Source organism: Pseudoalteromonas aliena SW19 (assembly GCF_014905615.1).
Lineage (GTDB): Bacteria > Pseudomonadota > Gammaproteobacteria > Enterobacterales > Alteromonadaceae > Pseudoalteromonas > Pseudoalteromonas aliena.
Genome location: NZ_AQGU01000029.1, coordinates 690,862 through 705,899, shown reverse-complemented (window position 1 = coordinate 705,899; position 15,038 = coordinate 690,862). Strand labels below are relative to the sequence as shown.

Below are 15,038 nucleotides of genomic sequence, written 5' to 3'. Positions count from 1 at the left end.
ACGTGCGTGAAAATACTTATCGTTGATGATAGTCAAGCAACACTCGCAATAGTACGCCGGGGGTTGGAAAAATTTGGCTATCGAAAGTTATTAATAGAGAAAGCCAACAATGCTAAATCTGCGTTGACACTTATTGGCAGCTGGCATCCGGATATTGTTCTCACAGATTGGCATATGCCTGAAATGTCAGGAGTAATGTTATTGCGTGCTATTAAGCAACGACAACTTAATATAATAGTCGCGATGCTCACCACTGTTGATGAAAAGTCTAAAATTGAAGAAGCTATTAGCTTTGGCGCATCTTTTGTTCTATCAAAACCTTTTACCGACGAACAACTTCACGATAAATTATTACCTCTGGTGCAACTTGTAGAAAATAACGAAATAATTCCTGATGAAATTGAATTAAACAGTGATTTAGCATTACCAAAACTGTCGCAATTAGAACGTTTGTTTCATAAACATATAAGTCAGTCTTTAATCGTAAACACAATACAACCGCAGGTATTCGATGAGTCTAAAGTCCCCTGTGTCATGGCTGTTTATGAGGATCCAAAAAGTCAAAAAGTACGTGCCATTGCCATACTTGATATTTATGCAGCCTGTGTAATGGCTGGCGGATATAATACCTTGTCTACTGGCGATATCAGTAGCTTAATAATATCGGGCGCAGTATCGAATGCGGCATTATCTGCATGTAAAAAGGCACTTAGCGAAACTGCTTTTGCCTTTTTAGACAAACGAACGCGAGTTAGTTTACAAATTAAAACCGTCAAAGTTATTACAGCGCCTTTTCACAAACTCACTTTGCTATATAAAACTCCTGCAGAAAAGCGAATTGATTTTAGTTGTCAGCTTGAGGGGATGGCACAAGGTAAAATCATGTTGGTTGGTATTTAACCAGAGTTCAGGTTATTTAGTGTTTTTTATTTAGATGGCCGTTATATTATAAAAAGTATCAAGTATTTAAGAGACCACAAATGTGTAAATCAAAATCAGCGACTTTATCTTTATCAAAGAAGCTAAAGCTTTAAACGTTGCGCCATGTTATGTTTCTTTAAAAGCGCAGCGTCTCTTTGCCCTCTTTGTGAATTAATCACTAGGGCCTGTTGACCTTTCAGGATTAAGATTTGTTCAATCTAGGGGCGATTAAATCGCGGCGCGAGGTTTGTAACCTAGTGGGCTAAGTAAAAACCGAGCAACAAAGAGTTAATCGTCACTAGAAAGAACCCAAGGGCAGCGCATGTTTGGCATTTATGCTGCGTTATCGCCTATTTATGGGGAACAACCACACGACATAGGCTCTGCCTTGCTTAAATACCAAACACACTGCTGCAAATTTAACCTCGAAAGATAAACAGGCCCTAATAATATTTACGATAAAAAAGGCGCTTCCATTCCGGTAAGCGCCTCTTTTCTTACTCACTGATTACTTATTTTACTATTTTCATTTCGTCTAATAAGTTTTGTGCATTATCTACTTTATCCATTACCCACAGCATGTAGCGTGAATCAACGTGGATTGAGTATGAATAAAGATGACATTAAAAAGCGTTGTTGTCATGAAGCGATGTTTTAAATTTACTATCACGTAAAAAAGATAAGCATCAAGTGAGTTTCACTTGACAAAATAATATAATATTAATATTTTAGTTAACGATATATTATACATATTAAAAGGAATTATAATGGATACATTAACACTTGGAACTCAAAGATTATCTCTAAAAGAGAAAAAAGAGTTAGAAATTAAATGTGGAAATAGATTGAATTGGACTGATGGCGGACATTGGATGGGAAATGGAAAAGCCCCAAATTGCTTCATTAGAGAAAAACTAAGAAGCAAATCAGCACATACTATTAATTTCCTTACTGATGATGCGGCTACAAAATGGAATTTGGAATGGGAAAAAACAATAAGACAAGGTGGCTATGTAGCATCTGCAATTTTAGGTGTTGCGGTAAGCTTTGTTACATTAGGAGCTTTTACGGGCCCAGTCGTAGGTATGCTGTCTAACATACTTCAAGGTGAGTTTTTAGCAAACGTCCCATACCCAAGAATGGCAAGGGGCTGGAGCTATGAAATAATTTTCGAATACGACTTTTCTTGGTCACCACATCCTTATTTTGGAAGAGCATTAACCCAAAGAATCACAGGAATATCTAGGGACCATCTTGGTAATGAATTTGGTCGACATATTAGTAATAAAAAGTATGCTCTTGATCAACTCCCTGATGGTTTAGGTCGGTTTTTAGCCAGTACGCCTCCTAAAAATACTTCTTCGGTCTATAAATAATATGCAAAAAAAATCTAGCCAACTTATTTTTTTATGGTTTCTATTAATTTTTTCAGTTTCGTTGCATGCAAAAGACATTGATATTCAGCATAAATGGAAAATAACTGAAATTATAGATTCTGATGGAAGTATTGTGAAAGTGGAATCGGGTGACTTTATTGTAATCGATAAAAGTACCATATTAGAGATAATGAAAAAGTATGGAAATAGAAGCTACCCTTATTACAGGGAAGCGGATATTTTACATGTAACTTCTGGTGACACTGTTTACGAATGGAAAATACTTTTTCTGGACTCTGACAGGTTTCATTTAGAAACGCCGCTAGGTACATATATACTAACACGTTAATTATATCTTTAATAAATCACGCCTATTATATATGGACTGAATTATGATGCCTAAATGTTTAAATTGCTCACTTAATCTATCTTTTTCGTGGTTTGCATGGGCAATGTTTTCTACAAAGAACAGATGTGTCAATTGTGGTGCTTTGCACCAGTTTACTCCTAGGCATAAAACAGTTTACCAAGTATCGACTATATCAATGCTTTTAGGCATGAATTTATTAGGTTCTGTAATTTCTGGGGATATAGTAAAAGTTGTTATTTTATGTTCGATTATCTTTCCATTCATTATTTTTGTACCTGGGCAATACATATTGGCATCTCAAGATAATTTAGAGTTCAAAATAAAAAAATGAAAAATGTATTCACTTCAAATTTAGCCTTTAACTAAGCTATGAGAAGATTGACATTACTCGCGAATGAAAGTGAATACGTAAAGCCAACTGCATTAAAAACCTGCAAACTGAATCACACTCAATAAAAAAGGCGCTTCCATTACGGTAAGCGCCTTTTTTAACTCACTAATTACTTATTTTACTATTTTCATTTCGTCTAATAAGTTTTGTGCATTATCTACTTTATCCATTACCCACAGCATGTAACGTGAATCAACGTGGATTGAGCGATTAAGCTCAGGGTTGTAATCCCAATCACCAATAATACTTTCGTACACACCATCAAACAGTAAGCCTACAAGTTCTGCTTTGCCGTTAAGTGTAGGTGAACCTGAGTTACCACCGGTAGTGTCTACATTTGATAAAAAGTTAACGGGCACTGTGTTCATGCCACCCGTGTAATCACCAAATAGTTTTGCTTTAATTTGCTCTTGTAACTTTTCAGGCGCATTAAATGGGTCAACATCAGTGTTTTTAGCAAGTAACCCTTCAAGCGATGTAAACGGCGTTGCTACCAAGCCATCTTGAGGTGAGTAGCCGCCTACCGTGCCATAGGTTACACGTAGTGTGCTGTTGGCATCGGCGTATACCGGTTTGTTTTTAGCTTTATTAAACGCAATAATTGCGCTCATTAGCTCTGGGCGAGCTGCTTGTAATTTACCTGCAAGTGCTTTTGATTTATCTTCCTCAGCTTTCATTACTTTAAATATAGCTTTAGCGTACTGCACAAATGGGTCTTGGCTTTGATTTAGCTGGCTAAATGTTTGTTCAAATAATGAATTGCGAACAGTGGCATTATCAAGTCTCGACTGTTCATACATGCTATCAAGTAACGCGCTTTGGGTTGCTTTATCAAACCCATTTTGTACGCTAAATACGTTATCAACGTCGCTAAAACGCTCTTCTTTTGGAAGTGCTGCATATAGCTCTAAAAAGTGCAGTAAAATAGCTTTATCTACTTTGCTATCATAACGGCGCGTCATACGCTCAAGGCCTGCTTTAATGCGTGGCAAGTCACGTTCTTGATAACCCGATTCACGTTCGCTATTTGGCTTTTGCTTTTCATAACCTAAGCGGTACAAACGTCGTGCTGTGCTGATCATCTGTGAGCGGTGCACATAACCTAACATACGTCTCCGTTCACTGTGCTCTTGTGATTGCGCAATTAGCTCTGATAGCTCACCTAGTACACTTCCGTATTGCTCTTTACGTGTACTATCACTATTGATCCAATTAGTTAGTTCTTGTTCAAACTGTTTTTTACGCTCAAACATAGTGCCTTTTTTAAAGCTTTCGATCATCGAACCATAATTTTTAATGTAGTTGTTGTAACCTGCTATGGTGCTTTCGTAAGCAATACGCGCTTTACTGCCGTCTTCTGAATTTTCTTCAATAAGCGACACGTATTTTGAATTATGTACACGTGCTTTTGGGTAGCTATTGTTAAATACATTATCAACTTCTGCGGCTATGCGGTAACGATTGGTACGCCCTGGATAGCCTGTAACCATGACAAAATCGCCCTCTTGTACGCCTTTAGCACTTACACTTAGGTAAGAGTCTGGTACGTAAGGTACATTATCTACGTTATATTCTGCTGGTTTGCCGTCTTTGCCTACGTATGCACGGTAAAAACCAAAATCGCCAGTGTGGCGCGGCCACATCCAGTTATCTATATCGCCACCGTACTTACCTACGCCCATAGCGGGTGTATATGCTAAGCGTACATCTTTAATTTCAAGTGACTTAATTAAGTAAAACTCCAAACCACCATGAAAAGAATACACATTACAACGGTAGCTTTCATCAGCTTCACACTGGGCTACTAAGGCTTTTTCGTTTTTTTCTAGTGCGTCGTAGCGTGCTTTTGCGCTTAATGTTTCAGTGCCTTTAATGACTTGGTCGGTGACATTGGTCACGGTTTCAGTCACGTATACGCGAGCACCTGGTGCAGCTGGTAAATCTTCAGCTGGCGTTTTGGCTAAAAAGCCGTTTTCTAGAATATTATTTTCAGGCGTTGAATTGTACTGAACTGAGCCATAAATACAGTGATGATTTGTCACCACTAATCCTTTTGGCGATACAAACGATGCCGTACAACCACCTAAACTAATAACTGCATTCATTGGAAATTCGGTTAATTTAGAAATTGAATCAACACTTATCTCCAACCCTTTGGCTTTTAAAATTGATTCTAATTCTGGAAGCTGATGTGGCTGCCACATCCCTTCATCGGCAACCACACTGCCCGAGATGGAAAGTGCAAATGTAGCTGCTAACGAAGCTACTAGGGGTTTTAAACGCATTATAGAGTCCTTTTTATTGTTTGTGCGGTAGTAACATAGCTACTTATTAAATAATTGAGCCATTACTACGATGGGTAAATGACAAAGTAAAGGGAGCACACACTCCCTTACTTTAAATTAATGTATTTGAACTAAATTCAAATCACTTTTCGTCTTTTTTAACATCTGCTGGGTGTTCTACACCGATCCACGCTTTAAATAGCGCTTTTTGTTCAAGCGTAGCGTCTTTATTCGAAACTACTTTTTTTGGCTTATCAAAATCTTCTGACAAAACAATACTGGTCGTTGCTAATTCATCACGACGTATATAATCAATTGTTACTTTATCGCCGGCATTAAACATTTCTAGACTTGTTTTTAAGTCTTTACCTACTTGATGCTTATTTATTGCAACGATTTTATCAGCGATTGTTAAGCCCGCTTTCCATGCACTACCACCTCTGCGAACATGTGATAAAGTGAGTAGCTCGCCGCTTGATTTAGCTAAAGCGTCCATACTTGCTAATGCTTTTGCTTTTTCTGGGCGTTCTAGTTTTAGGCCTACTTTGTCAAGTAGTTCATCAAAATTTAAGTTTGCTGGAGCATCAACATTTTCTTTCCACCAAGTACTGTAATCGCGCCCAGTAAGATCGTTTAAAATTGTGAGTACATCTTGCTCTGTGAATCCTTCTGGCATTTTATGAGCGTTATAAAGTGCTTTGTGAACGTCGCGGTAGCTAATTTCACCTTGGCTTTTCTCTAACAAATCAATGTCTAATGCCATTGAAAGCAGCGAACCTTCAGAGTAAATGTTAGTGCCGTAATTACGCGCATGATCGCCACCTTGATTAATCCATTTATCAAAACTTGTTTCGCTTGCACTTTGCACTTCGCGACCCGGTGTTTGTAAATGACGATTAATCGTTTTAGTCATCACTTTAAAAAACTCATCCGTGGTTTCTATGCCAGAACGAACTAATAAATGATCTTCAAAGTAGCTTGTTGAACCCTCGGCTATCCACAATAATTTTGAATAGTTCATACTGGTATAATCGTAAGGAACCAATCCTTTAGGACGGTACGCTTTAACGTTCCACGTATGAATAAATTCGTGGGCGGCGGTGCTAATAAAGCCTAAGTAATCTTCGCGCTTTGCAAAACGGTCACGTGGGCGTTGGATAATGGTCGAATTTAAATGCTCTGTTGCACCGCCTGCTCCCGACGTTGCATGTACCATAAATACATAACGCTCATACGGATAGCTATCCCAAATTACGTTACCTGTCGCGACGAGCTTTTTAAGATCGCTAAGCATAAGGTCTATATCGTAATTACCGTTGCCCCACACCACTAAGTCATACTCTCGTCCGTCTACTTCAAAGGTATGCAACTGATTAATACCCGTTTCAATAGGCGAATCAACTAATACGTCGTAGTCAGCTGCTTTAAAGGTGTTTTTACCTTTGAGGTTATCCATCCCCGATACAGAGCGCCATTTTTTAGGCACATCTAAATTTACAGTAACTGGCTCTTGGCGAAACGACTCGCTAAACATAAAAAAGCCTGAAGCATCAATAAAGGCATGACTGTCATCAATATGACGGGCACGTTTTCCTAGCTCGTTTGCATAGACTTGATAGTCAAGGTTTACTTCGGTTGGCTGATTTAAATGAACACGCCACGTACTGTGATCTATTTTTTCCCATTTTAACGCTTTGCCATTTTCATCTTTCGCGTGGAAATAACGCACACCATTGGCAAGATTAAGAATTTCGTAACGGCCAGTGCGCCAAGCAGGAAGCTTTACGTCAATATGCGCTTGTGCGGTTTTTGGAAACTCAACACTTACATTTCCTAAATGATGTTCAGGTTGAGATATGCTTAATGCGTAATTTACATCGGCAAAAGCAGATGTTGAACAGGCAGCTAAAATAGATAACGCTAATAATTTTTTCATAGAAACTCTTAATGGAAACTTGATTGCGGTAAGACTAACAATCCCCAATTTAAAAGTGAATTAAAAGCGATAAATGACCCTGTATATAAGTTTATACGCAATAGCCTACTAAAAATTGCTAAGTTTTTAGTTAGATAACTACACTTAATAAGAATTTGTTGTAAACTGAGGATAATATAACTAACTCGATGGCGGTATGCTTAGGTGTCTGAAAAATCTAACGCTACAGATAAAAAACTCAAACAGGCGATCGATGCGCGTATGGCTGTTGAGGATGCTCGTAAATATCAAGTCGATACCCTGACTAATTTTTCAGCCAAATTATCATTAAGCTGTAAAGGACTTGATACCGAGCTGGACAACCGGTTAGCTAAATTTAGAAATGCGCTAACTAAAGGCGTTAGCTTTGAGCACTTATCGCCATTGATAGATGAAACAATTGTTTTATTAAAAAACCAAGAGTCGGTACAACTAGCTCAACAGCGAGATTTATACACCAGTGTATTAAATGCTGGAAAACAACTGCAAAAAACCAAAGGCCTACCTGATGACACGCGTAGAACATTACGTCATCTATTAGATCACGATATTAATAATGTTCATTCAACTCATGATTTTATTCCTTTACTCGATAAGCTGGTTTCTTTTTACCATCAAGCACTAAATACAAAGCTGACAGGCACCTCCAGCGAACAATGTGATGCGACACCTGAACTTGCAAAAAAATTATTAGAACTTGCTAACGATTTAATGCTTGAGGATGAAGCGGCTGAAGAAGTTAAATACATAAAAAACAATATTACTGAAAACGATAAATTGGACGCTCTGTTAAAAGCAGCCATAAATATAATTTCAGTCGTCGTAAAAAACATCACCAAAGAGCGCCAGTCTGCACAGAGTTTTTTGGCTTCACTAAACCAAACACTTGAAGACTTGCACCACTCGATTGTTTCTACGAGCAAACACTCAAAATCGATGGGCGTTGAGTTTGATTCGTTGAATAAAAGCATAGAAAGCAAAATAAAAAATCTGAATATACAAACGCAAAATGCAACCTCAATTTCATCTTTAAAAGAGCTCGTTGATAACGAGCTTAAATCGCTAAGCCAAGATTTTATCGCAAAAGAAAAGTTAGAACGTGAAGATAGAGAAACGCTGATTTCAAGCTTTGATCAAATCAATAGCAGAATTGGTAGCCTTGAAAGCAAACTGACTAAATACAAAAAACGTTTAAATGAACAGCGCTTTAAAAGCCTTCTTGATAGCTTAACAAAGTTACCTAATCGTGCTGCATTTGACGAACGTTATAATCACGAAGTACATTTATTTAATGTGCAAACATCCGATGTTACCCTTGCCGTTATTGACGTAGACCATTTTAAATCAATCAATGATAGGTTTGGCCACACCGCAGGTGATATCACGTTACAAGTTATTGCTAAAGCATTATTAAAATCAATAAGAAAATCAGACTTTATTGCACGTTATGGTGGTGAAGAGTTTGTACTACTAATGCCAAATACCACGATAGATAGTGCAGCAGCACCGCTAGAAAAACTTAGAAAAGTGATAAAAAGCATTCCTTTTAAATTTAGGGATAAGCAAATAGAAATTACGATTTCATTAGGTGCAACACAATTTAAAAAAGGCGATACACCTATTATCGCTTTTGATAGAGCGGACGATGCGCTCTACGAAGCTAAAAATACAGGTCGGGATCGCCTTTGTATCAGTAAATAACGCCATGTTTTGATAAATATGCTAAGAATTATGGCTAAGCATTTAATTTACATAAATAAGTAGCAAGGAGAATGCCGATGTTAATACAGTTAAACCCAACTGGGGTTTTAGATTTACTGTCGCAATTAGAAGTTGATTTATTAGAGCAATCCTCTGCGAGTGAACGCTATAAGCTATTTAGAAATTGTGCGCTTGCGGTTCTTAATGTCGGTAGCCATACCGATTCAAGCAACGAAATTTACGACAAATATAAAGATTTTGATATACGCTTAGTCAGTAGAGAGCGTGGCATAAAAATAGAACTTGAAAACCCACCAGTAACAGCATTCGTCGATGGCGAAATAATCACAGGTATTCACGAACATATTTTCTCTGTTATTCGCGATATATTATTTATTTGTCAAAAGTATGAGAAAAACCTTAAAGAGCAAAAAGCCATAACCCATATGGTATTTGATATGCTCAGAAATGCAGACGCATTGCGTGTAAATATTGAGCCCAATATGGTTGTTTGCTGGGGTGGACATTCAATAAATGAACTTGAATATAAGTACACTAAGCAAGTAGGTTATGAATTAGGTTTACGCGGATTAAACATTTGCACAGGTTGTGGTCCAGGCGCGATGAAAGGCCCAATGAAAGGTGCCACTATTGGCCATGCAAAACAGCGTATCAAAGATAACCGTTATTTAGGATTAACTGAGCCAAGTATTATTGCCGCTGAGCCACCTAATCCAATCGTAAACGAATTAGTCATTTTACCAGACATTGAAAAACGCCTTGAAGCCTTTATAAGAACAGCTCACGCGATTATTATTTTCCCAGGTGGTGCGGGGACAGCAGAAGAACTGCTGTATTTATTAGGTATATTACTGCACCCAGATAATACCAAGCAATGCCTGCCGGTTATTTTAACGGGCCCAAAAGAAAGTGAAACGTACTTTAAAGAATTATGTAAATTTATACAAATGACTCTTGGTAAAGAAGCATTAGATAAATTTGAAGTCATTATTGATAACCCTGAACTTGTCGGTCAAAAATTAAAGTCAGCAATGACTGATGTACGTAATTACCGTAAAAGTGAAGGCGATGCTTATTACTTTAATTGGACTTTGAAAATCGATAATGATTTTCAACAACCTTTTGCACCTACGCACGAGAATATGGCCAGCCTTGATTTACATCTTGATCAACCTAAACAACAATTAGCCGCAAATTTACGCCGAGCATTTTCAGGTATTGTTGCCGGAAATGTAAAAGATGAAGGTATAAAAGCCATAAAACAAAATGGCCCTTACATTTTAAGTGGCGAGCCCGCCTTAATGAAAGATATGGATAAATTGCTACAAGCTTTTGTTGAGCAAGGGAGAATGAAACTCCCAGGTAGTAAGTATGTTCCGTGTTACAAAATAAAAGCATGAGCCTTATAGTTTGAAACCCCATTTACTTCTTATCGATGCGCTTAATTTAATTAGGCGCATTTACGCAGTCGACATGAATCAAAAGCATCACAATGACGAGCAAATGATACAAACCTGCTCTGCACGTGTTGCCCAAGCATGTAAAAAACTCTTAAGTATCACTAATGCAACCCACGCTATTGCCGTTTTTGACGGTGATAAAAGTTGGCGTTATCACTTTTATAAAGACTATAAGCATTCTCGTGCACCGATGCCCGATACATTAAAAGAGGCATTAGTCCACTTTAAAACCGCAATTGAAGACACTGGAATTGTAGTATTTGAACCCGAAAATGATGAAGCCGATGACATTATTGCCACACTCGCGTGCAAAGCGGCGAGTAATAAGGTATCGAATACAATTGTCTCAACCGATAAAGGCTTTTTACCACACCTAGGAGCTGATATTACTGTTTATGATTATTTTAAAAAACAGTATCTTGATGAGCACAGTATAAAGGAACGCTTTGGCGTTAATAAAAACAAACTTGTTGATTTTTGGGCTTTAGCGGGAGATAAAACCAATGATATTCCTGGTGTAAAAGGTATTGGAGCAAAATCAGCTCAGCAGCTTGTTAATAATTACAATACAATTGAAGATGCGCTTGAAGATGAATCACTTAGTCCAAGTATTCATAAAAAACTAGACGCTAATATGCAAATGTATGTTATTTCAAAACAACTGGTAAGTTTACGCTCAGATATAAATCTAGGTTTTAGTTTAAAGCAGCTAAGGCTTAATTAAGTGATTTATTTTGAGGCAAGAAAATCGTGTCGATAACAAGGCAAAAATTTCGTTATTTAGTTGTTCTGTATCAGAAATATTTAACGCCGTTAGCGTCATCTCAAATTGATTAGGTATTATTGCGGATTGGTATTAATAGCGCGTACTTATTACAATACGTATACTATTGTTAGTTATGGCAGTTAGAGTAATTCATGTTGAAAAAGTTTTCTCGGTATTTAATTTTAGGTTTGGGACTTTACGCACTTATTGCAGCCTTAGTGATCACTTTTTACAAAGACGATCCACAAGCAATGATCTGGCAAGACCGTGAAGCATTTAATAAACGCTATATTGAAAAGCTAACCCTTAAAAAGCAAACAACTCTCAATAGTGTACTTGATTATTTGGGCAGCCCCGATCTTACTTATGCAAAACGTGAAGGTGAACAAGTACTGCAAATTATTTTTTACCGTACACAGCATATTGCATCTGATGGCATTACCACTATTGACGAATGTACAGGGCTTTTATTTAAAAATGGACAGCTTATTTTATGGGGACCCAATGCCTACAAAAAGTATCAGGAAAATAATTAGGTGAGCCATAATGGATGAACCTATTTCAATAAAATTAAACCAGCTGTTTGAAAATACCCAGTTGTTTTTAGCCTCCTCTAACAATAAAAAGCAATGGCAAACACTCTACCCTGTCATTTGCAAAATAGCTGAACAATTTCGACTTTTATACAACGAAAATCCATTTTCACTGCAAGCGCAACTGGCGCTATTTAATCCAAAATATGACTATTCAACAAACCTCGTTATTAGCCAATGTGTATTAACTACAGCACTTTGTTCAAGTCAGCATTATAATAACGAATTAAGCGAACTTTATATAAGCGTCGCACTTGTTGAGCATCTGTGCGTTTGTAAGCAACTCAATAAACTTGCTGAGCATACTGACTTTAATGTTAATGACAAAAAAGTATGGCAGCTACGTCATCAGCTAGCGGCTAAAATTATTTTAAGCGCAGGAGAGTCAGCAAAGCCAATAGCACAAATTTTAGCTAAATTGAGCAAATACAAGCAGGCACTTGTTAGCACGCCTAAGATTATGCTTTACGATGGGGGTATAACGCTTGTCGCACTCGCGAATATCATCGCAATGAATACGACTTACAATGCTGAGAAAAAACATATTGACCTTTTTAAAGCACTCGGCGATTTATATATAAGAACACCAAATTTATTTGCTCAGCAATTAATAAAAGCGCTGATTGCACATATAGGACCGTTATTACCGGGTAGTCAGGTGCTATATTCTGAGCAATCGATGCTCTATTTAATGACCAATACATTGCAACGCCACATTCTAATAAGCACTAACGAAAAAAATAAAATAACGTGGTATCGCGTAAAAGCATCGCTTAATGACAATCCGAAGCAATGGTATTGCACAAATCAAAAATTACACTTAATGGTTTGGAATAGCGAACATATTAAAACAACAAATGATGTATCAGCGAATGAATCGTTGCAGTTACTTGATTTAATAAGTCGTATTAAGTTACAACATGAATACAGTTATAAAGGTTTGAGCCAAATTATGGCTGAGCATCCCCAAATAATAGTTAATTTGTGCGAAGCAGTAAGACCTTACAACAAAGAACATCAACTCGCTAAAGATTTAAAACATAGTTTGTCTATGGTTGGTTACTTAAATGTGCCGGCGATTATTCAGCGTGTCGTGTTTGAGCGACTTGTCAATGTAACACCGCATCCACTACAGCAATTTGTTTTAAAGCGCTTAACTTGCTTAGTAAACATTATGGGATTAATCGTTAAGCACAACAAAAACTATCAATTTGAACATATTGCTTTGCCTTTATATGCTTATACGTACTATTTATTAACTCAATGCAGTACACAGCTTTCAAGAAAAGTTTTAATAAGCGAAACGCCAAATAATGATTTAAGCGATCCATTTTGTGTTTTATTCGGCGTCGATGGGATTGATCAAGAGCAGCTAAGCGCTCAACTTAAGCAATTATTGAGTGATAACCCGTGGACTCACGCACTTTTAGAAGCAGAGCAAATACCTAAAAAGCAATTTAATAGTCAACACAAGCTTTGGATAACATTAAAAGTAGTCGCGCAAAGTGTATTTAAACCTGAGTTAGCACTAACGGTATGGCAAAAGCAAATATTGAATGAGCAATTAAAATTACAAGGTTGGTCAAATCAATCTACTTTTAATCAGCAGCTGCTAGCGCTAAATTTATCGAATAGTATTTAATCTGACTCAGGCTTAGATTATTTAGTAAACCTATTATGACTATAAACACAGTTTATACCCATTATTTGTGGTATAAACTGGCAAAATGGGCGAGATATTGGTATAAATGCGCCCTTAAAATTTTCAACCCTCAATCGCATGAATGATCTAACAAGCAGTTGCTCTCTCAGAGTAATAGTTTATGCGTAAATCAAACTCTTTAAAGGAAAAGTTAATGGCCAAAAGAACCATCACTGTGATCAAAGGCGACGGCATCGGTCCGAGCATTATCGACTCAGCACTTGAAATACTAAAAGCCGCAGGATGCGATTTTGATTATGAATTTGTTGATGCTGGCCTAGCTGCACTTGAAAAAACAGGTGAGTTACTTCCGCAAGACACAATTGATACCATTGCTAAAAACAAAATCACACTTAAAGGCCCTTTAACAACACCTGTGGGTGAAGGTTTTACGTCTATAAACGTGACTTTACGTAAGCAATTTGGTTTATATGCAAATGTTCGTCCTGTTAAATCATTTGTAGGCACTAAAGCACGTTACGATGATATTGATATCATTACGATTCGTGAAAACACACAAGGTATGTACTCAGGTGCAGGGCAAATTGTTTCTGAGGACGGTAACGAAGCAGAAGCTAAATCTGTCATTACCCGCGAAGGCGCAGAAAAAATCGTCACATTTGCATACGAGCTAGCTGTGCGCGAAGGTCGTAAAAAAGTAACTGCGGTTCATAAAGCAAATATTTTAAAATCAACATCGGGTTTATTTTTAAAAGTTGCACGCGAAGTGGCTGAACGTTACCCACAAATTGAATCAACAGAAATGATTGTTGATGCAACGTGTATGAAACTAGTAATGACCCCAGAAGAGTTTGATGTAATTGTTACTACAAACTTATTTGGTGATATTTTATCAGATCTTTGTGCTGGTTTAGTAGGCGGCCTAGGCATGGCACCAGGTGCTAACATTGGCGAAGATGCAGCAATATTTGAAGCTGTACACGGCAGTGCACCCGATATCGCTGGTAAAAACTTAGCTAACCCTACATCTGTAATTTTAGCGTCAATTCAAATGCTTGAGCATTTAGATATGGGCGACACTGCAGAGCGTATTCGCAGTGCCGTTGCTGACGTAATTAAGTCAGGCGATAGAACGACTCGCGATTTAGGCGGTAGCCACGGTACTACAGATTTCACTCAAGCTGTGATTGATCGTCTGTAATTGATCGTTCATTTACTATGAAAAGCCAGCAATGCTGGCTTTTTTGTTTTTATATATTCCTGCATTACCCATTCTAAGCTGCATAATTTCTTCCTTACAGGCCAATAAAAACGACGGCCTTTGCAATTTAAAATTAAAAAAACAATATTAAATGAAATTTCAATGCAAAAAAGGCATTTCTCGGTTGACATGTGAGCTAAAAACCCTTAAAAATAGCTTCATAGAGAATTTTTAATTTAAAGCAATGTATTGCTTTGTAACACAGTGATAAATTATGAAAATGCAAATTCGCCTTTCTGTCGTACTCGTACTGGT

11 protein-coding genes and 1 pseudogene are annotated in these 15,038 nt (G+C 37.4%); 9 read left to right on the top strand and 3 right to left on the bottom strand.

All coding sequences use genetic code 11. The features are described 5' to 3' along the window. The first annotated feature begins 6 nt into the window (after nucleotides 1–6). A complete protein-coding gene (locus PALI_RS19505) occupies nucleotides 7–900 on the top strand; it encodes a response regulator (RefSeq protein ID WP_193156687.1) in 894 nt (297 codons plus the stop codon). A gap of 533 nt (nucleotides 901–1,433) precedes the next feature. Here PALI_RS19505 and PALI_RS20380 read toward each other — a convergent pair. Next, nucleotides 1,434–1,526, bottom strand: a pseudogene (locus tag PALI_RS20380) (S46 family peptidase); the annotation flags it as partial. 162 nt (nucleotides 1,527–1,688) lie between these two features. Between PALI_RS20380 and PALI_RS19495 the strand changes: the two are divergent. Both PALI_RS19495 and PALI_RS19490 read left to right on the top strand, forming a co-directional pair. After that, on the top strand, nucleotides 1,689–2,297 hold the full coding sequence (locus tag PALI_RS19495; protein ID WP_193156686.1) for a hypothetical protein: 609 nt from the start codon (nucleotides 1,689–1,691) through the stop codon (nucleotides 2,295–2,297). A 1-nt stretch (nucleotide 2,298) separates the two neighbouring features. Next, on the top strand, nucleotides 2,299–2,646 hold the full coding sequence (locus tag PALI_RS19490) for a hypothetical protein (protein WP_193156685.1): 348 nt from the start codon (nucleotides 2,299–2,301) through the stop codon (nucleotides 2,644–2,646). 525 nt (nucleotides 2,647–3,171) lie between these two features. Here the strand turns inward: PALI_RS19490 and PALI_RS19485 are convergent. Together PALI_RS19485 and PALI_RS19480 are read right to left on the bottom strand one after the other, a co-directional pair. Then, the gene (locus PALI_RS19485) at nucleotides 3,172–5,343 is read right to left on the bottom strand and encodes a S46 family peptidase (protein WP_193156684.1); all 2,172 of its coding nucleotides are present in this window, start codon (nucleotides 5,341–5,343) and stop codon (nucleotides 3,172–3,174) included. A gap of 142 nt (nucleotides 5,344–5,485) precedes the next feature. Then, nucleotides 5,486–7,279: a M61 family metallopeptidase gene (locus PALI_RS19480; protein WP_193156683.1), complete on the bottom strand. Its 1,794-nt coding sequence runs from the start codon at nucleotides 7,277–7,279 to the stop codon at nucleotides 5,486–5,488. Nucleotides 7,280–7,483: 204 nt separating this feature from the next. On the opposite strand from PALI_RS19480, the gene PALI_RS19475 reads away from it, so the two are divergent. The 6 genes from PALI_RS19475 (at nucleotide 7,484) to PALI_RS19450 (ending at nucleotide 14,723) form a co-directional block, all read left to right on the top strand. After that, nucleotides 7,484–9,019 (top strand): GGDEF domain-containing protein, encoded by a 1,536-nt coding sequence (locus tag PALI_RS19475; RefSeq protein ID WP_077535257.1) that lies wholly within the window; start codon nucleotides 7,484–7,486, stop codon nucleotides 9,017–9,019. 77 nt (nucleotides 9,020–9,096) lie between these two features. Beyond that, nucleotides 9,097–10,440 carry a nucleotide 5'-monophosphate nucleosidase PpnN gene (gene ppnN, locus PALI_RS19470; protein ID WP_193156682.1) on the top strand — a complete coding sequence of 448 codons (1,344 nt, stop codon included), beginning with the start codon at nucleotides 9,097–9,099 and terminating at the stop codon, nucleotides 10,438–10,440. Between the two features lie 10 nt (nucleotides 10,441–10,450). Then, the gene (xni, locus tag PALI_RS19465) at nucleotides 10,451–11,224 is read left to right on the top strand and encodes a flap endonuclease Xni (protein WP_193156681.1); all 774 of its coding nucleotides are present in this window, start codon (nucleotides 10,451–10,453) and stop codon (nucleotides 11,222–11,224) included. 194 nt (nucleotides 11,225–11,418) lie between these two features. Further along, entirely contained in the window at nucleotides 11,419–11,802 is a 384-nt protein-coding gene (locus PALI_RS19460) for a DUF3192 domain-containing protein (RefSeq protein WP_077535254.1), read from the top strand. A 10-nt stretch (nucleotides 11,803–11,812) separates the two neighbouring features. Then, complete coding sequence (locus tag PALI_RS19455; RefSeq protein WP_193156680.1) at nucleotides 11,813–13,501, top strand: hypothetical protein; 1,689 nt, start codon at nucleotides 11,813–11,815, stop codon at nucleotides 13,499–13,501. A gap of 214 nt (nucleotides 13,502–13,715) precedes the next feature. Then, nucleotides 13,716–14,723: an isocitrate dehydrogenase gene (locus PALI_RS19450; protein WP_077535252.1), complete on the top strand. Its 1,008-nt coding sequence runs from the start codon at nucleotides 13,716–13,718 to the stop codon at nucleotides 14,721–14,723. The last annotated feature ends 315 nt before the right edge of the window (nucleotides 14,724–15,038 follow it).